This is a genomic window from Pseudomonas sp. DTU12.3 (genome assembly GCF_004124275.1).
Lineage (GTDB): Bacteria > Pseudomonadota > Gammaproteobacteria > Pseudomonadales > Pseudomonadaceae > Aquipseudomonas > Aquipseudomonas helmanticensis.
Genome location: NZ_CP027218.1, coordinates 2,071,192 through 2,093,444 on the forward strand (window position 1 = coordinate 2,071,192; position 22,253 = coordinate 2,093,444).

Sequence of the window (22,253 nt, forward strand, 5' to 3'; positions counted from 1 at the left end):
TCGATGACGTCGGCAATTTTTATTCCTGAGTTGGGTCATCTCGCGATGATTCTGGCGCTGTGTTTTGCCCTGGTGCAGGCCGTGGTGCCGTTGATTGGCGCCTGGCGCGGCGACCGTTTCTGGATGAGTCTGGCCCAGCCGGCCGCGTGGGGGCAGTTTGCATTTTTGCTGTTCGCCTTCGGCGCCTTGACCTACGCGTTCATGGTCGACGACTTCTCCGTCGCCTATGTGGCCAACAACTCGAATACCGCGTTGCCGTGGTATTACAAATTCAGCGCGGTATGGGGTGCCCATGAAGGTTCGTTACTGTTGTGGGCACTGATCCTCGGCGGCTGGACCTTTGCGGTGTCGGTATTTTCCCGGCAGTTGCCGCAAGTCATGCTCGCCAGGGTACTGGCGGTGATGGGCATGATCAGCACCGGTTTCCTGCTGTTCCTGATCCTCACGTCCAACCCGTTCAAACGCATCCTGCCGCAAATGCCCAGCAATGGCGCTGACCTTAATCCGCTACTGCAAGACATTGGCCTGATCGTTCACCCGCCGATGTTGTACATGGGCTACGTCGGCTTTTCGGTAGCATTCGCCTTCGCCATCGCCGCGTTGATGGGCGGTCGCCTCGATGCTGCGTGGGCACGCTGGTCGCGTCCTTGGACCATCGTCGCCTGGGCCTTCCTCGGTATCGGCATCACCCTCGGTTCATGGTGGGCGTACTACGAACTCGGCTGGGGCGGCTGGTGGTTCTGGGATCCGGTGGAAAACGCATCCTTCATGCCTTGGCTGGTCGGCACTGCGCTGATTCACTCGCTGGCGGTCACGGAAAAACGTGGCGTGTTCAAGAGCTGGACGGTGTTGCTGGCGATTGCCGCATTCTCGCTGAGCCTGCTCGGTACGTTCCTCGTACGTTCTGGCGTGCTGACCTCGGTGCACGCATTCGCCTCTGATCCTGAGCGCGGCGTGTTCATCCTGATCTTCCTGCTGTTCGTGGTCGGCGGCTCGCTGACGCTGTTCGCCCTGCGCGCGCCAGTGGTCAAGAGTCAGGTCGGTTTCAATCTTTGGTCGCGGGAAACCCTGCTGCTGGGCAACAACCTGGTGCTGGTGGTGGCCGCGTCGATGATCCTGCTCGGCACGCTGTACCCGCTGATTCTCGATGCGCTGAGCGGCGCGAAAATGTCGGTCGGCCCGCCGTACTTCAACGCGTTGTTCATTCCGTTGATGGCGCTGCTGATGATGGTCATGGCGGTCGGCGTTATCGTCCGTTGGAAAGACACGCCGGTGAAATGGCTGGGCAGCATGCTTACGCCAGTGCTGCTCGGCAGCGTCGCGCTAGCCGTGGTGGCCGGTGTCGCTTACGGCGATTTCAACTGGGCGGTGATCGCGACTTTCCTGCTCGCTGCGTGGGTACTGCTCGCCGGCGCCCGCGACATCGTCGACAAGACCCGCCACAAAGGCTTGATCAAAGGCCTGCCGACGCTGACCCGCAGCTACTGGGGCATGCAGATCGCCCACCTCGGCATCGCTGTTTGCGCGTTGGGCGTGGTGTTGTCGAGCCAGAACAGTGCCGAACGCGACTTGCGTCTGGCGCCGGGCGAGTCAATGGACCTGGCCGGTTATCACTTCATCTTCGAAGGCGCCAAACACTTCGAAGGGCCGAACTTTACGTCCGACAAAGGCACGATTCGCGTTATTCGTGACGGCAAGGAAGTCAGCGTGCTGCACCCGGAAAAACGTCTGTACACCGTGCAGAACTCGGTGATGACCGAAGCCGGGATCGACGCCGGTTTCACCCGCGACCTTTATGTCGCCCTCGGCGAACCGCTGGAAAACGGCGCCTGGGCCGTGCGCGTGCACGTCAAACCGTTCGTGCGCTGGATCTGGTTCGGCGGTCTGCTCACCGGGTTCGGTGGTTTGCTGGCGGCGCTGGATCGACGTTATCGGGTCAAGGTGAAAGCCAAGGTGCGTGAAGCCCTGGGCATGACGGGAGCGGCTGCATGAGACGTTGGTTGATGCTGGTGCCATTGGCGATTTTCCTGCTGGTGGCGGTATTTCTTTATCGCGGTCTGTACCTCGATCCGGCGGAGCTGCCGTCGGCGATGATCAACAAGCCGTTCCCGGAGTTTTCCCTGCCAAACGTGCAGGGCGACAAGAGCCTGACCAAGGCTGACATTCTCGGCAAACCGGCACTGGTCAACGTCTGGGGAACCTGGTGCATTTCCTGCCGGGTCGAGCATCCGGTGCTGAACAAACTCGCCGAGCGCGGCGTGGTGATCTACGGCATCAATTACAAGGACACCAACGCCGATGCCTTGAAGTGGCTGGCCGAATTCCACAATCCGTACGTGCTGGACATCCGTGATGACGAAGGCTCGCTGGGCTTGAATCTCGGTGTCTACGGTGCGCCGGAAACCTTCTTTATCGACGCCAAGGGCATCATTCGCGACAAGTACGTCGGGGTGATCGATGAACAAGTCTGGCGCGAAAAACTCGCGGCCAAGTATCAGGCGCTGGTCGATGAGGCCAAGCCATGAAGCGCTTTCTAGCTGCGCTGGTATTGGGCTTGAGTCTGGTCGGCGTGGCGCATGCCGCGATCGACACCTACGAGTTTGCCAAAGAAGGCGATCGCGAGCGTTTCCGCGAGCTGACCAAGGAACTGCGCTGCCCCAAATGCCAGAACCAGGACATCGCCGACTCCAACGCGCCGATTGCCGCTGACCTGCGCAAAGAGATTTTCCGCATGCTCGGCGAGGGCAAGGACAACCAGCAGATCATCGACTTCATGGTGGATCGCTACGGTGATTTCGTCCGCTACAAACCGGCGCTGAATGCCAAGACCGCGCTGCTGTGGTTTGGCCCGGCCGGTTTGTTGCTCGGTGGTTTGGTGGTAATCGCGGTGATCGTCCGCCGTCGTCGCGGCCAGCGCGCCGAGACCCCGCAAGCGCTGTCCATCGAAGAGCGTCAGCGCCTCGACCAACTGTTGGATAAAAACCAAGAATGATTGATTTCTGGCTTGCCGCAGGGCTGTTGCTTCTGGTCGCCCTGAGTTTTCTGCTGATCCCGGTTCTGCGTGAACGCCGCGCCCAGCGTGAAGAGGATCGTACTGCCCTGAACGTTGCGCTGTATCAGGAGCGTGTCGCCGAGTTGCAATCGCAACAGGCTGAAGGCGTGCTCGACGCTGCGCAAATGGACAGCGGTCGTGCCGAGGCTGCACGTGAGTTGCTGGCGGATACCGAAGGCGTTGCTGCGCCACGAGTGTCGAAGCTGGGTAAACCGTTGCCGTTGTTGGCCGCCGTATTGGTGCCAGTGCTGGGCTTGGGTCTCTATATGCATTTCGGCGCCGCCGACAAGGTCGAACTGACCCGCGAATTCGCCCAGGCGCCGCAGTCGATGGAAGAGATGACCCAGCGTCTGGAGCGTGCTGTCGCGGCGCAACCGGATTCCGCTGAAGGCCTGTACTTCCTCGGCCGTACCTACATGGCGCAAGAGCGTCCGGCGGATGCGGCGAAGATGTTCGAACGCGCCGCCAATCTGGCTGGTCGTCAGCCGGAACTGCTCGGGCAGTGGGCGCAGGCGCAGTATTTCGCCGACGGCAAGAAATGGTCGGCGAAGATCCAGACGCTGACCGACGAAGCGCTGAAGGCCGATCCGAAAGAAGTCACCAGCCTCGGTCTGCTCGGCATCGCCGCGTTCGAAGGCGAGCGTTATCAGCAAGCCATCGATTACTGGAACCGTCTGCTCGCGCAACTGCCACCGGACGACAAATCCCGTGACGCGCTGCAAGGCGGGATCAAGCGCGCCGCCGAACGTCTGGAAGCCAGCGGTGGCAAAGTCGCTGAGGCACCTGTAGCTGCGAAAGCCGCACTGTTGAGAGTCAGCGTCGATCTGGCCAGCGAGCTCAAAGGCAAAGTGCAACCGGGCGACAGCGTGTTCATCTTCGCTCGCGCGACGTCCGGCCCACCAGCGCCGCTGGCAGCCAAGCGCCTGACCGTGGCGGATCTGCCGGTGACCGTCGAACTGGGTGATGCCGACGCAATGATGCCGCAGTTGAAACTGTCGAACTTCCCTGAAGTCCAACTGGTTGCGCGCGTCTCACGGGCTGGTCAACCGACCGCCGGTGAGTGGGTGGGTCGCAGCGGCCCGCTGGCCAGCAGCACCACCGCGCCACAAAAACTGACCATCGACAGCCCGGACCAATAACCGGGCACAACAGGAAAGCACCGCCATGCACACCATCGCCCGAATCACAGTCCTCACACTGGCCCTGGGCTTGAGTGCATGTGCGGTGCAACGACCGGAACCGACCACCCACCTGCCGCCGATCCCGCCGTCGCAACCGAGCCCGACCCCGTCGACCTCGCCTGCGCCTGGCAAAAGCATTCCGGCGAAACCGGCCAAACCGGTCCAGCGCACCTCGGCCAGCTTCGCCCCACCACCGGGCGGCAACAGCCACTGGGACCAGAAACTCGGCGTCTACGTCCTCGACGACCAGACCAACACCTTCTACCGCCAGCGCACCTACTACCGCTGGAACAACGGCTGGAGCCGCTCGATCAGCCCTAACGGCCCGTGGGAAGACACCAACATCCACGGCGTGCCACCGGGGCTGGGCAAGCAGTTCGGGCAGTAAAACGAAAACGGCGATCTTCGGATCGCCGTTTTTTTAGAGGCTTTGCACTTGCCGTACTGTAAGAGCTGGCGAAGCCTGCGATATTTTGATCTTGCTGTTCAACTGGCCAACACCCCCTGCACATACTCAACAAACGCCCGCGCCTTGGCACTGGCCATTCTCCCCGTTGGAAACACTGCCCATAAATCCAGGTCGGGCAGGGTCCAGTCGTGCATAACTGTTTTCACCGCGCCGCTGGCCAGTTCCGGGGCGAACATCCATTCGGAGGCGAGGGTCAGGCCCTGATCGGCCAGTACGGCTTCGCGAACGCCCTCGGCCGCGCTGACGCGCAAACGTCCGCTGAGGATCACCGATTGTTTCTCAGAGCCTTTGGCAAACTCCCAGGTGGTGCCGCCGCCGAGGTTGTAGACGACCGCCTGATGTTTGCTCAATTCGGCGGGGCAGCTTGGCTCGCCGTGTCTGGCAAAGTAGGCCGGTGTGCCGAGGACCACACGGCGGCAATCGGCGATCTTGCGAGCGGTCAGGCCCGAATCGGTGAGTGCACCCATGCGCAGGGCCACGTCGATGCCTTCTTCGACCAGGTTGATGTTGCGGTCGTCGAGCATCAGGTCGATGTTCAGTTGTGGATGCTGATCGAGGAACGGCCCCAGTTGCGGCACGATGTGCAATCGGCCGAAAGTCACGGCGGCGCTGATGCGCAAGTTGCCGCTCAGGCCACTGGCGATGCCGCGGGCAGCGTTGTCAGCCTCGTCGGCTTCTTCGAGCGCACGTTTGGCCCGCTCGAAAAAAGCCAGCCCGGCTTCGGTCGGGGTCAGGCCGCGCGTCGAGCGCAGGAGCAGGCTGACGGCCAGACGTTTTTCCAGCGCGGCAATGGTCTTTGATACGGCGGGCTGACCGATGTTCAGGCGCCGGGCGGCGGCGGAAAACGAGCCGGTTTCCACGACACAGACGAAGGTTTCCATGGCGGCGAGGCGGTCCATCAATGCTCCTTATCGTGGATCCATGTGGGAGCGAGCCTGCTCGCGAAAGCGGTGTATCAGCAACATCAATGTGTCTGACATACCGTATTCGCGAGCAGGCTCGCTCCCACAGAGGATTTGGGGTGTTGATCAGAAGGCGGCTTTACCGACCGAGGCGCCGCCATCGACGAACAAGGTTTGCCCAGTGATGAAGCCGCTTTGCTCGGACAACAGAAACGCAATCGCCGAGGCAATCTCCTCCGGCTGCCCCAGGCGTCCCATCGGCACCCCGGCCAGATAGCGCGCCTCACCCTCGCTGCCCGGCGGATTGTTGGCGCGGAACAGTTCGGTTTCGGTCGGTCCCGGTGCCACTGCGTTCACGGTGATGCCGGTCTGCGCCAGCTCCAGCGCCCACGAGCGGGTGAAGCTGACCAGCGCCGCTTTCGCCGCTGCATACGCCGTGCGCTGGGTGATGCCCAGCACCGTCAGGCTGGAAATGTTTACCACCCGACCCCAACCGCGCGTGCGCATTCCCGGCAGCAGCGCCTGCGTCGCCTGCAACGCGGAATGCAGATTCAACCGCATCACGTCGTCGAAGGCGTCCAGATCGATATCGCCCAACGCCTGCGGGCGCACCAGTGCGACGTTGTTCACCAGCCCGTCGAACTCATACGTGCGCGCCAGTTCTGCGAGGACCTCACCGGTCAACTGGCGATCGCTCAGGTCCAGTGGAAACAGAATTCCCGGAAAGCTCAGATCCGGCTGGCGAGCGATCCCCACCACGCGATGCCCGGCGCGGTCGAGATGTTCGGCCAGCGCCCGGCCAATGCCTTTGCTGGCACCGGTGATGAGGAAAGTACGTCGGGTCATGGCAACTCCAGGGCAGGTCATCGATTCAGCCGCGCAATGCATCCAGCATCGCGTCAGGCTCGGGACGCTGAGTGTAATCCGGGTTGACCTCGGCGTAACGAATCACGCCGTCCTGACCGATCACATAGCGCGCCGGCATCGGCAAGGTCCAGGCCGGATCATCGTTGAAGGTCGGCAGGTCATTGCGCAGATTCTTGTACAGCTCGATCAGGTAGGGCGGCAATTCGAAGCGCAGGCCGAAGGCTGCGGCGACGTCATTGCGCGGATCGCTGAGGATCGGGAATTGCAGTTCGTTGATGCGTTGCGACTTGCGACTGTTGGCGGCGATCTGCGGCGAAATCGCCAGCAGGCTTGCCCCGGCGTCCTGAATTGCCGGCAGAAAAGCCTGCAATGCTTGCAGCTCCATGTTGCAGTACGGGCACCAGACACCCCGATAAAACGTCAGCACCAACGGCCCCTGCGCCAGCCGATCGGCGGACGAGACCGCGTTGCCCTCAGGGTCTTTGAGAGTGAACAGCGGTGCGATGTCACCGACTTTCAAGGCACGACTGGCGGCGCCGGAGGCGATCAATTCGGCGGTGGCGCGCTCCATCACCGGGTGGATGTCGGCAGGGGCGTTGTAAGGCGGTTTGCCGGCCTTGAAGTCAGCTTTGAAGGCATCGAGTTTTGCTTGCAGAGTCATGGTCGAAAGTCCTGAAGAAGCGCCGGTAGTGGCTGGGTTCAAGAGTGACCGTCAGGTGCGCGCAGTGGAACGCAGGTGCAAGGCATAGCATTCATGCTCAGGGGGAATGAATGAAAACTCACACTCTGCAAAACAACCGGACGTCGCTTTGCGGTTTTCTGTGCTTGAGTAAAGATAACTCTAGGGTTATTTTTAAAAGACCAGGCCAAGGAGGCGATTGGTGCAGAGCAGGCAATTGATCAAGGAGCTGGAGGAGGCTGGATGGGTGCTGGATCGGATCACTGGCAGTCATCACATCTTCACTCACCGATACAACCCGTACACGATTCCCGTCCCTCACCCGAAAAAGGATTTGCCACTGGGGACGGTCAAAAGCATCAGGAGGCGTGCCGGGCTGTACAACCCGCCAGCCAGTTACCAAGGAGATCCATAATGCAATATCCAATCTGCATTGAATGGGGCGACGAAAATACTGCCATCGGTATTCAGATCCCCGATATTCCCGGCGCCGTTACGGCAGGGGATAGCTTTGAAGATGCCTACAATGCGGCGGTTGAAATCGCCCACATCATGCTGCAAGAGATAGTGGCGAGCGCAGAGGCGATCCCGATGCCCACTTCTGCAGCGGCGCATCGCAACAACCCGGAATTTGCCGACATGGGCTGGGGCATGCTGGAGCTGGATATCTCGCCGTATCTCGGCAAGACCGAGAAGGTCAACGTGACACTCCCCGGTTACGTGATCCAGCGAATCGATCGTTATGTGCGCGAACACAACGTCAAAAGCCGCTCCTCCTTTCTGGCGGATGCGGCGATGGAGAAACTGGTTCGCTATTAAGCGTCATCGGTCCCCCAGGCTCAGTGAATAACCTGTGTAGGAGCTGCCGCAGGCTGCGATCTTTTTAAGGCAAGATCAAGAGATCGTCCGATCGCGGCCCGAGCCTTCGGCAGCTCCTGCATTTGACCTGTAGCCACAGTGCCAATGTGGGAGCTTGCTCGCGAAGCTTTTTGTTTCAGGCAGCAGCCAGAGAACGCCTTTCAGTCACACTCAAAAACCGCAACAACGCCAACAGCGGAAACACACTGCCGACGATCACGATCCACAACCAGCCGCCATGTTCATACACCGCACTGGCCACCGACGAGCCGAACGCGCCGCCGATAAAGATGCTGGTCATGTACAGCGCGTTGAGGCGACCACGGCTTTTCGCGTCCAGCGAATACACCGCGCGCTGGCCAAGCACCATGTTCATCTGCACGCAGAAGTCCAATACCACGCCGGTCACGGCCAGGCCGATGACGCTGTAGGCCGGATGGATGAAGGCGGGCAGGAAGCTCAGGCTGGCAAAGATCATGGCCAGCAACGAAGCGATGCGGGTGTGACCGGCATCCGCCAGGCGGCCGCTGATCGGCGCGGCGATGGCACCGATGGCGCCGACCAGGGCGAAGATCGCGATCTCGCTTTGCGACAGGCCATGGTTGCGCGCCAGTTCCAGCGGCACGGCGGTCCAGAACAGGCTGAACGTGGCGAACATGCAGCCTTGATAAAACGCGCGCTGGCGCAGTACTGGTTGCTGGCGCAGCAGCGTCCACAACGAGCCGAGCAGTTGGCCATACGTTGCGCTGTGATCCGGTTGACGCTTGGGCACGGTCAGCGCCAGGACCACGCTGATCGCCGCCATCAACGCGGCGGCAATCATGAACATCGCCCGCCAGCCGAAGTGGTCGGCAACCACACTCGACACTGGCCGAGCCAGCAGAATGCCCAGCAACAAGCCGCCCATGATCCCGCCGACCACACGGCCACGGGACTCTTCCGGCGCCAGATGCGCCGCCAGTGGAATCAGGATCTGCACCGACACCGAACTGAAACCCACCAGCAACGAGATCAGCAGGAACACATTCGGCTGATCGGTAAACGCCGCTGCCAGCAGGCTGGCAATCGCCACCACCGTGGTGATGATCATCAACCGGCGGTTCTCCAGCAGATCGCCCAGCGGCACCAGGAAGAACAGGCCCAGCGCATAACCGATCTGCGTCAGCGAGACGATGAAGCTGGCCATGGTGTCGGAGAGGCCGATGTCCGGCGCGATCAGGCCTATGATCGGCTGCGCGTAGTAGATGTTGGCGACGATGGCGCCGCAGCAGAAGGCGAACAGCAGCACCATGCCCCGGGTCATTGCGTGAGTTGTGGCGGTCATAAGGTTTCTCGATCCAGCGAAAGGGAATGCAGTGAGGCTAAGGGACAAACCGCGAGGGCAGAAGACGCCGTCGGTTGATATCAGTTATTCCATTGCGGAATTACAGGGAGCGCTCGGCATGTCATCCATCGGCGGACCTTGCGTCCGGCCGTTGAGGGTCGATGATACATTCACTTACATCTTCTTCGATAGCGTGCTTATGTTTGCATCGGCTTGTTCAACGTTCATCACCGGAGGATTGCAATGTTTCGTCAGAGGCTTCGCCACACCGCAACGATTGTCCTGATCAGCCTGCTGGGCGCGACGAGCGTGCAGGCTGCCGATGCCCCGGGCATGCGCCTCGGTGTGCGCGGCGAGATCACCGGGGTCAGCGCCGATACCTTGAAAGTCCACGTCAACAGCGGCGAGAACGTGGTGATCCAGTTGACCGGCGACACCAAAGTTCGCGGCGTCACCTTGGCCAATATCGAAGACATCAAACCCGGCAGCTACATCGGTTCGGCAGCGATGCCGCAGGAGGACGGCACGCTCAAGGCGCTGGAAGTGCATGTGTTTCCGCCGGAATTGGCTGGAAGTGGCGATGGTCATCGGCCGTTCGATCTGGCCAAGGGCAGCAGCATGACCAATGGCAGCGTCGGCGATCTGGTGGTGAGCAACGGGCGGGTGCTGACGGTGAACTACAAGGGCGGGCAACAGAAGATCCTGGTGCCGGAGGATGTGCCGATCGTCAATCTGACGCCGGGCGATAGAAGCTTGCTGAAGGTTGGAGTGAAGATCGTCACCTTCGTCACGCAAAGTGCGGACGGCACGCTGACAGCGCAATCGATCTCCGCCGGCAAGGACGGCGTCACCCCACCGATGTAATCGCCTAAACACAATCCCCCTGTAGGAGCTGCCGAAGGCTGCGATCTTTTGATCTTGTATTTAAGATCAAGATCAAAAGATCGCAGCCTTCGGCAGCTCCTACAGAGGATCAGGTGTTACTGGCCGGTATAGATCTGATCGAAAACACCGCCGTCATTGAAGTGCGTCTTCTGCACCGTACGCCAGTCACCAAAGGTCTTCTCAACCGAGAGGAAATCAACTTTCGGGAAACGATCGGTGTACTTCGCCAGCACCGCCGGATCACGCGGACGCAGGTAGTTCGCCGCAGCAATCTCCTGGCCTTCCGGCGACCACAGGTACTTCAGGTACTCATCAGCCGCTGCACGCGAACCTTTCTTGTCGACCACTTTGTCGACCACGGACACCGGTGGCTCAGTCTCAGCCGAAACGCTTGGGTAAATCACTTCAAACTGATCACGACCAAACTCGCGGGCAATCATTTCCGCTTCGTTTTCGAAGGTCACCAGCACGTCGCCGATCTGGTTGGTCATGAACGTGGTGGTCGCCGCACGGCCACCGGTGTCCAGTACCGGCGCTTGCTTGAACAGTTTGCCGACGAAATCCTTGGCCTTGTTCTCGTCACCACCGTTCTTCAGCACATAACCCCAAGCCGACAGGTAGGTGTAGCGGCCGTTACCCGAGGTTTTCGGGTTTGGCACGATCACTTGCACGCCGTCCTTGAGCAGATCCGGCCAGTCTTTCAGGGCTTTCGGGTTGCCTTTGCGCACGATGAACACGGTGGCGGAGGTGAATGGCGCGCTGTTGTTCGGCAGACGCGTGACCCAGTTTTCCGGAACCAGTTTGCCGTTGTCGGCGAGGGCGTTGATGTCGGTGGCCATGTTCATGGTGATGACGTCAGCCGGCAGGCCGTCGATCACCGAGCGCGCTTGCTTGCTCGAACCGCCGAAGGACATCTGCACGGTGATGTTTTCGTTGTGCTCGGCCTGCCAGTGTTTCTGGAACGCAGTGTTGTAGTCCTTGTAGAAATCGCGCATCACGTCGTAGGAAACGTTGAGCAGCGTCGGGGCTGCCTGAGCGATATTGGCCAAGGCCAGGCCAGCGGCGAGAAGTGAGGCGCCAAAGAGTTTTTTCACTGCGCATTCCTTGTTATCTGTTTATGTAGGAGCTGCCGCAGGCTGCGATCTTTTGATCTGGTTTTATGAGATCAAGATCAAAAGATCGCAGCCTGCGGCAGCTCCTACAGGGGGGTGATGTTTAATTGCCACGACTATAACGGGGTGTGCATAGTCGTTTAAAGATTAAAAAGCTCTTTGCTTATTCCAGTTTCTTGAACAGCGCATTACCGCATCGCGAGCAGAACGCCGCGCCGTGTTCGTGGCTATTTTTCTTGCACACCGGGCAGTCGTGTTGCAGCTGTTCGCCGCGCATGGCATTGGCCAGTTCGGCGGTGAAAATCCCCGTCGGCACGGCGATGATCGAGTAACCGGTGATCATCACCAGCGACGAAATCACCTGGCCCAGCGGGGTCTTCGGCACGATGTCGCCGAAGCCCACCGTGGTCAACGTGACGATCGCCCAATAGATGCCTTTGGGAATGCTGGTGAAGCCATGCTCCGGGCCTTCGATCACGTACATCAGCGTGCCGAACACCGTCACCAGCGTGCAGACGCTGACCAGAAACACGACGATCTTCTGCTTGCTGCCGCGCAGCGCCGACATCAAATAGTTGGCTTGTTTGAGGTACGGGCTGAGCTTGAGCACGCGGAAGATCCGCAGCATGCGGATGATCCGGATGATCAGCAGGTACTGCGCATCGCTGTAATACAGGGCGAGGATGCCGGGCACAATTGCCAGCAAATCCACCAGCCCGTAAAAGCTGAAGGCATAGCGTAGCGGCTTCGGTGAGCAGTACAGGCGCAGGATGTACTCGCCGAGGAAGATGATCGTGAAGCCCCACTCGATGTAGGCCAGCACGTCGGCGTAGTTGCGGTGAATGCTGTCGATGCTGTCGAGCATCACGATCACCAGACTGGCGAGGATGATCAACAGCAGGATGCCGTCGAAGCGACGCCCGGCGAGGGTGTCGCTCTGGAAAATCATGACGTAGAGCCGTTCACGCCAACTGTTGCTGCTGTCCATGGAAAACGCCTGAATCGAAGATCAGCGCAGCCTAGGTTGATTCTCCCCATGAGCGCAAGGCGCATGCTCGACCGGGGTTTTACCGAGCATCTGGATGCCGGCGCGGATCAGCCAGCCGGCGAGGATGAACGGCGCGGTCAAAGTGGCCAGGCCGATGGCGGCAAACAGCGGCGTCACCAGCAACGCGAGGACGATGCCGAGCAGCGGCAACCACGGTTGTTGACGTTGCGAAGAGAAGGCGAGGGCGGCCAGTACGGCGTTGTAGCTGCCCAGACCTAAAAGCGCAGCGCTGGTTTCGTGGTGCAGCAGACTGGAGCCGAGGCCGATCAGCGACGCCAGCAACGCCCAGCAAAAGGCCCGGCGATCAGCGATCAGCAAACCGATGGCGATCAGCGCGCCGGCCAGTGGGTGGCCGAGGAACATTACCTGGCCCAAGCCACGCAGTTCGGCGGCGAGCAGGTTCCACGTGTTCATCTCGATAGGCGCCATTGGCGTCGACGGCTCGGCGAACATCAGCAACACCCAACTCATGGCCACGAACGGCGAGGTGTAAGCCGGAATCGATCGGCTGCTGTACACATATTTGAGCCATTGCTGTGTGACCATCGCACTCAAACCGCCAGCGGCGAGAATCAGTGGTGGCAGCATTGGCGACCACGGGAAATACAGGCTCAGCAGCAGGCCGAGCAGCACGCCGTTGTAGCTGAACAACCCGGCCTGGCGATCAGCCTTGGCGTAATTGCGGCGTTGCGCGGTGAGCAAACCGGCGACGGCACCGAGCAGCGCACCGGCGAACAGCACCGGCGCGGTCAGCAGGATCGCCAACAGGCACAACAGGCCGCACAGCGGATGGCGCTGGAGGAATATTTGACTGAAACCGTTGAGCAAAGCCTCGGCCCAGTCGGGGCAGTGGGTGTTGAAATGATTGGCAGGCATGGCAGTTCTGAAAGTCAGTGAAACCGAGTTGCCTTCTTCGCGAGCAAGCCCGCTCCCACATTTAATCTTTGTTCAGTCATTGAGTTTGTGATGCACACAAATCAACTGTGGGAGCGGGCTTGCTCGCGAAGAGGCCAGTTGTGGCACTCAAGCATTTAATTGAAGGAATAACCTCTATTCCCACAGCTGCTTTTTGAGCATAAAAAGGTGTTGCTTAGATCAATGTTTCGATCCGCAGCGAGTTAGTCGACCCCGGCTGACCAAACGGCACACCGGCAGTGATCAGCAGCGTGTCGCCACGCTCGGCCATGCCTTGCGCCTGGGCGATTTCCAGCGCGGTCGAGCAGACTTCGTCGACCTGACGCAAGCGATCGTTGACCACCGAGTGAATCCCCCACGCCACGCTCAGACGCCGTGCCGTCTGCAGGTTCGGCGTCAGGTTGAGGATCGGCGCTTTTGGCCGTTCCCGCGCGGCACGCAAACTCGACGCGCCGGACTCGCTGTAGTTGACCAGCACCGCCACCGGCAGCACGTTGCTGATGCGACGGATCGCGCAGCTGATCGCATCGGAAACGGTCGCTTCAGCTTTCGGCCGACTGACGTCGAGCTGAGTCTGATAATCCGGGCCGTTCTCTACCTGGCGGATGATCTTGCTCATCATCTGCACGGCTTCCAGCGGGTATTCGCCGGACGCGGTTTCCGCCGACAGCATCACCGCATCGGCGCCTTCGGCCACGGCGTTGGCAACGTCTGTCACTTCGGCGCGGGTCGGGGCAGGGGAGAAGCGCATCGACTCGAGCATTTGCGTCGCCACCACCACCGGTTTGCCCAGTTCGCGGCAGGTGGTGATGATGTTTTTCTGAATCTGCGGCACGCTTTCGGCCGGCACTTCGACGCCGAGGTCGCCGCGAGCCACCATGATCGCGTCGCTCAATTCAGCGATTTCGCGCAGCTGTTCAACGGCGGAAGGCTTCTCGATTTTCGCCATCAGAAAGGCTTTGTCGCCGATCAATGCGCGGGCTTCGATGATGTCTTGCGGACGCTGCACAAACGACAGCGCGACCCAGTCCACACCCAGTTCCAGACCGAAGCTCAGGTCGCGGCGATCCTTGGCGGTCAGCGGGCTGAGGTCGAGTACCGCTTGCGGCACGTTGACGCCTTTGCGATCCGACAGTTCGCCGCCATTGAGCACGGTGGTATCGATCGCATCGTCGTACTTGGTGACTACGCGCAGACGCAATTTGCCGTCATCGAGCAGCAAATCCATGCCGGCTTCCAGCGCAGCAATGATCTCTGGGTGCGGCAGATTCACCCGGCGCTCATCGCCCGGTGTCGCGTCCAGATCCAGGCGAAATGCCTGACCGCGATGCAACTGCACCTTGCCGTCAGCGAACTTGCCGACGCGCAGTTTCGGCCCCTGCAAGTCCATCAGAATGCCCAGCGGATAGTTAAGCTGGCGCTCGACTTCGCGGATCCACTGATAGCGCTTGGCGTGGTCGGCGTGATCGCCGTGGCTGAAGTTCAGGCGGAAGATATTGACCCCGGCCTCGACCAGTTCACGGATGTCTTCGATGCCGTCGACGGCAGGCCCGAGGGTGGCGAGGATTTTGACCTTTTTATCAGGCGTCATGATTTGGAGCTCTCAAGGATCAGAATGGCGCGGAAGTCGTTGACGTTGGTGCGGGTCGGCTCGGTGACGATCAGCGCATCGAGCGCCGCGAAATAGCCGTAGCCGTTGTTGTTATCCAGCTCGTCGCTGGCGCTCAAACCGAGGGCGGCGGCGCGGGCGTAGCTGTCCGGGGTCATGATCGCGCCGGCGTTGTCTTCCGAGCCGTCGATGCCGTCGGTGTCACCGGCCAGGGCATAGACGCCGGGCTGGCCTTTGAGGTTTTCGGTCAGGCTCAGAAGGAACTCGGCGTTGCGTCCGCCACGGCCATTGCCGCGCACGGTCACGGTGGTTTCGCCGCCGGAGAGAATCACGCACGGCGCCGCCAGTGGCTGGCCGTGATTGATGATCTGGCGGGCGATGCCGGCGTGGACTTTCGCCACTTCGCGCGATTCACCTTCGAGGTCGCCGAGGATCAGCGTGCTGAACCCGGCCTGACGGCATTTCACCGCAGCGGCATCCAGCGATTGCTGCGGGCGGGCGATCAACTGGAAGTGGCTGCGGGCGAGGCTTGGATCGCCGGGTTTGACGGTTTCCGACTCAGGGCTTTGCAGCCAGGTGCGTACCGACGCCGGGATCTCGATGCCGTAGCGTTTGATGATCGCCAGCGCTTCAGCGGAGGTGCTTGGGTCGGCCACGGTCGGGCCGGAAGCGATGACCGTAGCGAGGTCGCCGGGTACATCGGAAATCGCGTAGGTGTAGACAGTGGCAGGCCAGCAGGCCTTACCCAAGCGGCCACCCTTGATCGCCGAGAGGTGCTTGCGCACGCAGTTCATCTCGCCGATGGTCGCGCCGGATTTGAGCAGGGCTTTGTTGATCGACTGCTTGTCGGCGAGGGTGATGCCGGCGGCCGGCAACGCCAGCAGGGCAGAGCCACCACCGGAGAGCAGGAAGATCACGCGGTCGTCTTCAGTCAGGTTGCTGACCAGCTCGAGTACGCGTTTGGCCACGGCCAGACCGGCAGCGTCCGGCACCGGGTGCGCGGCTTCGACCACTTCGATTGTTTCGCAGGGGGCGCCGTGACCGTAACGGGTCACCACGAGGCCGGAGACTTCACCTTGCCAGCTGCGCTCGACCACTTGCGCCATCGCGGCGGCGGCTTTACCGGCGCCGATGACGATCACCCGGCCGCTGCGATCAGCGGGCAGATGGGCTTCGAGAACCTGGTTCGGATGGGCCGCGTCGATGGCTGTGGCAAACAGCTCGCGCAGCAGTTGTTGCGGATCGACCGACATGGCGGGCTCCCGGAATTCTTGTTATTCGAAAGGGCAACTCGGAACCCTTGTGGGAGCGAGCCTGCTCGCGAAGGCGGTGTGTCAGCCAACATGGATGTTGAATGTGCAACCGCTTTCGCGAGCAGGCTCGCTCCCACAGGGTTTGCGCAGGCTTTATTTTTTGTCGCGGATCGAGAAGTTGGCCATGTGTTCCAGACCTTTGATCAGCGCCGAGTGGTCCCAGTTGCTGCCACCGATGGCTGCGCAGGTGCTGAACACTTGCTGGGCGTTGGCGGTGTTCGGCAGGTTGATGTTCAGCTCTTTGGCGCCTTGCAGGGCCAGGTTCAGGTCTTTCTGGTGCAGGCTGATGCGGAAGCCTGGATCGAATGTACCTTTGATCATGCGCTCGCCGTGCACTTCAAGAATCTTCGAGGAAGCGAAACCACCCATCAGTGCTTCACGCACCTTGGCCGGATCAGCACCGTTTTTCGAAGCGAACAGCAGGGCTTCAGCAACGGCCTGAATGTTCAACGCAACGATGATCTGGTTCGCGACCTTGGCGGTTTGACCGTCGCCATTGCCACCGACCAGAGTGATGTTCTTGCCCATGGCCTGGAACAGCGGCAGCGCGCGTTCGAAGGCATCGGCGTCGCCACCGATCATGATGCTCAGGGTCGCGGCCTTGGCGCCGACTTCACCGCCGGAAACCGGGGCGTCGAGGTATTGCGCGCCTTTCTCGTTGATCTTCGCGGCGAAGGCCTTGGTGGCGGTCGGCGAGATCGAGCTCATGTCGATGACGATTTTGCCTTTGCTCAGGCCGGCGGCAACGCCGTCAGCGCGGAACAGGACGTCGTCGACCTGTGGGGTATCCGGCACCATGACGATGATGAATTCAGCTTCCTGCGCCACTTCGCGCGGGTTGGCCAGGGCGACGGCGCCAGCGGCAACCAGGTCGGCCGGGGCGGCGTCGTGGTGCGCCGACAGGAACAGGCTGTGACCGGCTTTCTGCAGGTTCGAAGCCATTGGGTGGCCCATGATGCCGGTGCCGATAAATCCGATTTTAGCCATGAGAAAATCCTCTTGTTTTTATTGCTGCTTCAAGCAAAAAGGGAGCTGCTTTTATGTGGGAGCGAGCCTGCTCGCGAATGCGGTGGAACATTCAATATCCGTGTTGACTGAACCACCGCATTCGCGAGCAGGCTCGCTCCCACAGGGTTTTGCAGTGTTCTTAGATTGCGTTGTGGGTTTTCAGCCAGCCGAGGCCTGCTTCGGTGGTGGTCAGCGGCTTGTATTCGCAACCCACCCAACCCTGATAACCGATGCGGTCAAGGTGTTCGAACAGGAAGCGGTAGTTGATTTCACCGGTGCCTGGTTCGTTGCGTCCCGGGTTGTCCGCGAGCTGCACATGGTTGATCTCGCCCAAGTGCGATTGCAGGGTGCGGGCCAGATCGCCTTCCATGATTTGCATGTGATAGATGTCGTATTGCAGAAACAGGTTGGCGCTGCCGACCTGTTCGCGAATCGACAGGGCTTGCGCCGTGTTGTTCAGGTAGAAGCCCGGAATGTCACGGGTGTTGATCGCTTCCATCACCAGTTTGATGCCCGCAGCCTGCAGCTTGTCGGCGGCGTATTTCAGGTTGGCAACGAAGGTCTTTTCTACGGTTGCATCATCAACGCCTTGCGGACGAATACCGGCCAGGCAGTTGACCTGGGTGTTGCCCAGCACTTGTGCGTAAGCGATGGCCAGATCGACACCGGCGCGGAACTCTTCGACCCGATCCGGCAGACACGCGATACCGCGTTCGCCCTTGGCCCAGTCACCGGCGGGCAGGTTGAACAGCACTTGGGTCAGACCGTTGGCGTCGAGCTTGGCCTTGATTTCAGCGGAGCTGAAGTCGTACGGGAACAGGTACTCGACACCGCTGAAACCAGCCTTGGCGGCGGCGTCGAAACGGGCAAGGAAATCCTGTTCGGTGAACAGCATGGACAGGTTGGCTGCGAAACGCGGCATGGTGGTCTCCCGTTGCAAATTAATGATGATGACCCCGTGTAGGAGCTGCCGCAGGCTGCGATCTTTTGATCTTGATCTGTTAACAACAAAGATCAAAAGATCGCAGCCTGCGGCAGCTCCTACAGGAGCATCAGGCCATGGCGGATCAGTCGAGCAGCGAAATCGCCGTTGGCGCATCGTTGCCGACCAGCGCCAGGTCTTCGAACTCGTTGACGGCGTTGATCTCGGTACCCATGGAGATGTTGGTCACACGCTCCAGAATGATCTCGACGATCACCGGTACCTTGAACTCTTCGATCATCTGTTCGGCCTTGCGCAGGGCAGGGGCGATTTCCGATGGTTCGAACACACGCAGCGCTTTACAGCCGAGGCCTTCAGCCACTGCAACGTGGTCAACACCGTAACCGTTGAGTTCCGGCGCGTTGAGGTTATCGAAGGACAGCTGCACGCAGTAGTCCATTTCGAAGCCGCGCTGTGCCTGACGGATCAGACCCAGGTACGAGTTGTTCACCACGACGTGGATGTACGGCAGTTTGAACTGAGCGCCGACCGCCAGCTCTTCGATCATGAACTGGAAGTCATAGTCCCCCGACAGGGCCACGACTTTACGGCTCGGATCGGCCTTCACCACACCCAGCGCCGCCGGAATGGTCCAGCCCAACGGGCCTGCCTGGCCACAGTTGATCCAGTGACGCGGTTTGTAGACGTGCAGGAACTGCGCGCCGGCAATCTGCGACAGACCAATGGTGCTGACGTAGCAGGTGTCTTTGCCGAACACCTGGTTCATTTCTTCGTAAACGCGTTGCGGTTTTACCGGCACGTTGTCGAAGTGAGTCTTGCGGTGCAGGCTGGCTTTGCGCTGCTGGCAGTCTTGCAGCCAGGCACTGCGGTTTTTCAGCTTGCCAGCGGCTTGCCATTCACGGGCCACTTCGATGAACACGGTCAGTGCGGCAGCGGCGTCGGAAACGATGCCCAGATCCGGCGTGAACACACGACCGATCTGCGTGCCTTCGATGTCGACGTGAATGAACTTGCGGCCTTCGGTGTAAACGTCAACCGAACCGGTGTGACGGTTAGCCCAACGGTTACCGATCCCCAACACCACGTCGGATTTCAGCATCGTCGCGTTGCCGTAACGGTGCGAAGTTTGCAGACCGACCATGCCGACCATCAGCGGGTGATCGTCCGGGATCGTGCCCCAGCCCATCAGGGTCGGGATCACCGGGATGCCGGTCAGTTCAGCGAATTCAACCAGCAGATCGCTGGCGTCGGCGTTGATGATGCCGCCGCCGGCTACCAACAGTGGGCGCTCAGCTTGATCAAGCAGAGCCAAAGCCTTCTCGACCTGAATGCGGGTCGCGGTCGGTTTGGCCAATGGCAGCGGCTGGTAAGCGTCGATGTCGAATTCGATTTCGGCCATCTGCACGTCGAACGGCAGGTCGATCAGCACTGGGCCTGGACGGCCGGAACGCATCTCGAAGAACGCTTTCTGGAACGCGTAAGGCACTTGGCCCGGTTCCAGAACAGTGGTCGCCCACTTGGTGACTGGCTTGACGATGCTGGTGATGTCGACAGCCTGGAAGTCTTCCTTGTGCATACGGGCGCGGGGTGCCTGGCCGGTAATGCAGAGGATTGGAATCGAGTCGGCCGAGGCGCTGTAGAGCCCGGTGACCATGTCGGTACCGGCAGGGCCGGAAGTACCGATGCACACGCCGATGTTGCCGGCCTTGGTGCGGGTGTAGCCCTCGGCCATGTGCGAGGCGCCTTCAACGTGGCGAGCAAGGACGTGATCGATGCCACCGATTTTCTGCAAGGCGGAGTACAGCGGGTTGATGGCAGCGCCCGGGATGCCAAAAGCGGTATCAACCCCTTCACGGCGCATCACCAGAACGGCGGCTTCGATTGCTCTCATTTTGCTCATGGTTTTGTGCCTCTTTACGTTTTGTAATTGTATACAAGTGGCTTTGCGCAGAGTGTATTCACGGCGGACGGCGCAGGTCAATCCATTTTCTCAAGCGCCTGTTTCATTCGTCGGAAGCCGTTTCTGCTGTGGCTTTTCGTCGCATGTGGCGCTTTTCGAGAATTATTGTATACAAAAAAATAATTCATTGTGTTCTATTTGTTGCATCGGGCTGCGGCAGAAAACCGCAGCCCCCCGACTTTCCCTATAACAAAATGAGGACGGCACCATGAGCGCTTTAACCTTGAAAGTCGCAGTTAACCTGGTCAACGAAGCCATCACGGCCGGGCGAGGCATCAACGCCGCGCCGCTGACCATCGCGGTACTCGATACCGGCGGCCACCTGATCACCCTGCAACGCGAAGACGGCGCGAGCCTGTTGCGCCCGAACATCGCCATCGGCAAAGCCTGGGGCGCCATCGCTCTGGGCAAAGGCTCACGCCTGCTGGCGCTCGACGCGCAACAACGCCCGGCGTTTATTGCCGCGCTGAACAGCATGGGCCAGGGCAGCGTCGTGCCGGCACCGGGCGGTGTGTTGATTCGTGATCAGGCGGGGAACGTGCTGGGCGCGATCGGGATTAGCGGCGATCTGTCGGATATCGATGAGCAAGTGGCGATCAAAGCGGTGGAGGCGCTGGACCTGCGTGCGGATGCGGGGGTGGCTGCTTGATTTTGTAGCGTCTGAACTGAAGTCTTCGCGAGCAGGCTCGCTCCCACATTGGATTTGTGCTCGGACACAAAATGTCTGGATAGCCCGAATCCCTTGTGGGAGCGAGCCTGCTCGCGAATACGATCTCAAAAACACATCTTGCTAAAAACCTGACACCTGCTCCGACATTCACAGAACTAGCCTTTTCATAAACCAATATGAAAAGGCAAAGGAATGCTTGATCTATCTGCTTCACATCGCTTGCGCATCGGTCGCTACTCCGAACACAACCGCATCTACCTGCTGACTACCAATACGGCGGGGAGACAACCTGTTTTTAGCGACTTTGCACTGGGCCGATTGGTCGTTAGCCAATTTCGCGGTGCAGAGGAAAAGGGAGTTGCGAACACGCTGGCATGGGTTGTCATGCCAGATCATTTTCATTGGCTGATCGAATTGAAGAGCGGTTCGCTTGGCGAATTGATGCAGCGCACTAAATCCCTCAGTACCAAAGCCTTGAATCTCTCCACGGGTAGAGACACCAGTATTTGGCAATCAGGCTTTCATGACCGAGCACTGCGCAAAGAAGAAGACTTGGTAAAGCTGGCTCGATACGTCGTGGCCAACCCGTTGCGGGCAGGCTTGGTGGATAAGCTTGGCGACTATCCGCTGTGGGATGCGATTTGGGTTTGAGCTTATTTCCTGTGGCGCCGCCATTCGCGAGCAGGCTCGCTCCCACAGGGGATTTGTGAACGCCACAGATCCAGTGTGGGAGCGAGCCTGCTCGCGAAGCGGTGAACGCAGTCTTACTGATCCGGCTCACACCCTTTCAGTACCAGCCGGATAATTGTCTGCGCCGCTGCTTCATAATCCGCTTCGTCCAGCTTCTCCTTCCCCGTCACCGCAGAAATCTGCCAGTCGAAGTCGGCGTAGGTCTGGGTCGCGGCCCAGATGCTGAACATCAGGTGATTAGGGTCGATCGGGGCGATCTGGCCGCGGTCGATCCAGCTCTGGATGCAGTCGATGTTGTGCTTGGCCTGGCCGTTGAGCTGATCGACCAGGTCGGCGCTCAAATGCGGCGCGCCGTGCATGATTTCGCTGGCGAACACCTTGGAGGCGAATGGCAGGTCGCGGGAGATGCGGATCTTCGAGCGGATGTAGCCGCTCAGCACTTCACTCGGTACGCCGTCCGGATTGAACGGGGTCGAGGCCTGCAGGATCGGCACGATGATGCTTTCCAGAACCTCGCGATAGAGGTTTTCCTTGGACTTGAAGTAGTAGTAGACGTTGGGCTTGGGCAATCCCGCCTTGGCGGCGATGTCGCTGGTTTTGGTCGCAGCGAAGCCCTTGTCGGCAAACTCCTCACTGGCGGCACGCAGGATCAGTTCTTTGTTGCGCTCGCGGATTGTGCTCATAAACCCGGTGGTTCCTTGCCTGTTCTGGCGGTTGCGCATGGTAGCACCGGCCTCGCGCGGCGCTCAAGAATGCTCCGTGTGGTCT

The 22,253-nt window shown here is 60.1% G+C and carries 23 protein-coding genes; 10 read left to right on the top strand and 13 right to left on the bottom strand.

All coding sequences use genetic code 11. The annotated features are described in order from the left end of the window. Window positions 1-3: 3 nt before the first annotated feature. The 5 genes from C2E19_RS09530 to C2E19_RS09550 are packed head-to-tail and all read left to right on the top strand — an operon-like array spanning window position 4 to window position 4,621. The gene (locus C2E19_RS09530; protein ID WP_129390981.1) at window positions 4-1,992 is read left to right on the top strand and encodes a heme lyase CcmF/NrfE family subunit; all 1,989 of its coding nucleotides are present in this window, start codon (window positions 4-6) and stop codon (window positions 1,990-1,992) included. After that, window positions 1,989-2,525: a DsbE family thiol:disulfide interchange protein gene (locus tag C2E19_RS09535; protein ID WP_016987490.1), complete on the top strand. Its 537-nt coding sequence runs from the start codon at window positions 1,989-1,991 to the stop codon at window positions 2,523-2,525. Before C2E19_RS09530 ends, C2E19_RS09535 begins: the two co-directional genes overlap by 4 nt. Further along, window positions 2,522-2,992, top strand: coding sequence for a cytochrome c-type biogenesis protein (locus C2E19_RS09540; RefSeq protein WP_129390984.1), 471 nt, complete (start codon window positions 2,522-2,524; stop codon window positions 2,990-2,992). Before C2E19_RS09535 ends, C2E19_RS09540 begins: the two co-directional genes overlap by 4 nt. Next, entirely contained in the window at window positions 2,989-4,191 is a 1,203-nt protein-coding gene (gene ccmI, locus C2E19_RS09545) for a c-type cytochrome biogenesis protein CcmI (protein WP_129390987.1), read from the top strand. The genes C2E19_RS09540 and ccmI overlap by 4 nt, the downstream gene beginning before the upstream one ends. Window positions 4,192-4,216: 25 nt before the next feature. Next, complete coding sequence (locus C2E19_RS09550) at window positions 4,217-4,621, top strand: hypothetical protein (RefSeq protein WP_129390991.1); 405 nt, start codon at window positions 4,217-4,219, stop codon at window positions 4,619-4,621. Window positions 4,622-4,719: 98 nt separating this feature from the next. Here C2E19_RS09550 and C2E19_RS09555 read toward each other — a convergent pair whose 3' ends face one another. The 3 genes from C2E19_RS09555 to C2E19_RS09565 form a co-directional block, all read right to left on the bottom strand. Continuing rightward, the gene (locus tag C2E19_RS09555; RefSeq protein ID WP_129390994.1) at window positions 4,720-5,601 is read right to left on the bottom strand and encodes a LysR family transcriptional regulator; all 882 of its coding nucleotides are present in this window, start codon (window positions 5,599-5,601) and stop codon (window positions 4,720-4,722) included. Window positions 5,602-5,730: 129 nt separating this feature from the next. Then, window positions 5,731-6,450: an SDR family oxidoreductase gene (locus C2E19_RS09560; protein WP_129390997.1), complete on the bottom strand. Its 720-nt coding sequence runs from the start codon at window positions 6,448-6,450 to the stop codon at window positions 5,731-5,733. 25 nt (window positions 6,451-6,475) lie between these two features. Further along, the gene (locus tag C2E19_RS09565) at window positions 6,476-7,132 is read right to left on the bottom strand and encodes a peroxiredoxin-like family protein (protein WP_129390999.1); all 657 of its coding nucleotides are present in this window, start codon (window positions 7,130-7,132) and stop codon (window positions 6,476-6,478) included. Window positions 7,133-7,352: 220 nt separating this feature from the next. Here C2E19_RS09565 and C2E19_RS09570 point away from each other — a divergent pair, with 220 nt between their 5' ends. Then, window positions 7,353-7,565, top strand: a complete 213-nt coding sequence (locus C2E19_RS09570) for a type II toxin-antitoxin system HicA family toxin (protein WP_108226823.1) — start codon at window positions 7,353-7,355, stop codon at window positions 7,563-7,565. Further along, window positions 7,565-7,969 carry a type II toxin-antitoxin system HicB family antitoxin gene (locus C2E19_RS09575; RefSeq protein WP_129391002.1) on the top strand — a complete coding sequence of 135 codons (405 nt, stop codon included), beginning with the start codon at window positions 7,565-7,567 and terminating at the stop codon, window positions 7,967-7,969. Before C2E19_RS09570 ends, C2E19_RS09575 begins: the two co-directional genes overlap by 1 nt. 175 nt (window positions 7,970-8,144) lie before the next feature. Here C2E19_RS09575 and C2E19_RS09580 read toward each other — a convergent pair whose 3' ends face one another. Further along, window positions 8,145-9,332 (bottom strand): MFS transporter, encoded by a 1,188-nt coding sequence (locus C2E19_RS09580; protein ID WP_129391005.1) that lies wholly within the window; start codon window positions 9,330-9,332, stop codon window positions 8,145-8,147. Between the two features lie 243 nt (window positions 9,333-9,575). Here C2E19_RS09580 and C2E19_RS09585 point away from each other — a divergent pair, with 243 nt between their 5' ends. After that, window positions 9,576-10,196 (top strand): DUF5666 domain-containing protein, encoded by a 621-nt coding sequence (locus C2E19_RS09585; RefSeq protein ID WP_129391008.1) that lies wholly within the window; start codon window positions 9,576-9,578, stop codon window positions 10,194-10,196. A 116-nt stretch (window positions 10,197-10,312) separates the two neighbouring features. Here the strand turns inward: C2E19_RS09585 and C2E19_RS09590 are convergent, their stop codons facing one another. The 8 genes from C2E19_RS09590 to gcl all read right to left on the bottom strand — a co-directional run bounded on the left by C2E19_RS09590 (window position 10,313) and on the right by gcl (window position 20,065). Further along, window positions 10,313-11,311, bottom strand: a complete 999-nt coding sequence (locus C2E19_RS09590; protein ID WP_129391012.1) for a sulfate ABC transporter substrate-binding protein — start codon at window positions 11,309-11,311, stop codon at window positions 10,313-10,315. Between the two features lie 181 nt (window positions 11,312-11,492). Next, entirely contained in the window at window positions 11,493-12,317 is an 825-nt protein-coding gene (locus C2E19_RS09600; protein WP_129391015.1) for an ion transporter, read from the bottom strand. 21 nt (window positions 12,318-12,338) lie between these two features. Then, complete coding sequence (locus C2E19_RS09605) at window positions 12,339-13,253, bottom strand: urea transporter (RefSeq protein WP_129391018.1); 915 nt, start codon at window positions 13,251-13,253, stop codon at window positions 12,339-12,341. Between the two features lie 214 nt (window positions 13,254-13,467). Next, a complete protein-coding gene (gene pyk / locus C2E19_RS09610; RefSeq protein WP_116032412.1) occupies window positions 13,468-14,883 on the bottom strand; it encodes a pyruvate kinase in 1,416 nt (471 codons plus the stop codon). Continuing rightward, window positions 14,880-16,154 carry a glycerate kinase gene (locus C2E19_RS09615; RefSeq protein WP_129391021.1) on the bottom strand — a complete coding sequence of 425 codons (1,275 nt, stop codon included), beginning with the start codon at window positions 16,152-16,154 and terminating at the stop codon, window positions 14,880-14,882. Before C2E19_RS09615 ends, pyk begins: the two co-directional genes overlap by 4 nt. A 153-nt stretch (window positions 16,155-16,307) precedes the next feature. Further along, window positions 16,308-17,201, bottom strand: coding sequence for a 2-hydroxy-3-oxopropionate reductase (locus tag C2E19_RS09625; RefSeq protein WP_129391024.1), 894 nt, complete (start codon window positions 17,199-17,201; stop codon window positions 16,308-16,310). Window positions 17,202-17,361: 160 nt separating this feature from the next. Then, window positions 17,362-18,144 (bottom strand): hydroxypyruvate isomerase, encoded by a 783-nt coding sequence (gene hyi / locus C2E19_RS09630; protein WP_025111893.1) that lies wholly within the window; start codon window positions 18,142-18,144, stop codon window positions 17,362-17,364. Between the two features lie 145 nt (window positions 18,145-18,289). Then, complete coding sequence (gcl, locus tag C2E19_RS09635) at window positions 18,290-20,065, bottom strand: glyoxylate carboligase (protein WP_129391027.1); 1,776 nt, start codon at window positions 20,063-20,065, stop codon at window positions 18,290-18,292. A gap of 268 nt (window positions 20,066-20,333) precedes the next feature. Here gcl and C2E19_RS09640 point away from each other — a divergent pair, with 268 nt between their 5' ends. Both C2E19_RS09640 and C2E19_RS09645 read left to right on the top strand, forming a co-directional pair. After that, entirely contained in the window at window positions 20,334-20,774 is a 441-nt protein-coding gene (locus tag C2E19_RS09640) for a heme-binding protein (protein WP_129391030.1), read from the top strand. A gap of 213 nt (window positions 20,775-20,987) precedes the next feature. Further along, entirely contained in the window at window positions 20,988-21,446 is a 459-nt protein-coding gene (locus C2E19_RS09645) for a transposase (protein ID WP_129391033.1), read from the top strand. 113 nt (window positions 21,447-21,559) lie between these two features. On the opposite strand, the gene C2E19_RS09655 is transcribed toward C2E19_RS09645, so the two are convergent. Continuing rightward, window positions 21,560-22,168, bottom strand: coding sequence for a TetR/AcrR family transcriptional regulator (locus C2E19_RS09655; RefSeq protein ID WP_129391039.1), 609 nt, complete (start codon window positions 22,166-22,168; stop codon window positions 21,560-21,562). Window positions 22,169-22,253: the final 85 nt, after the last annotated feature.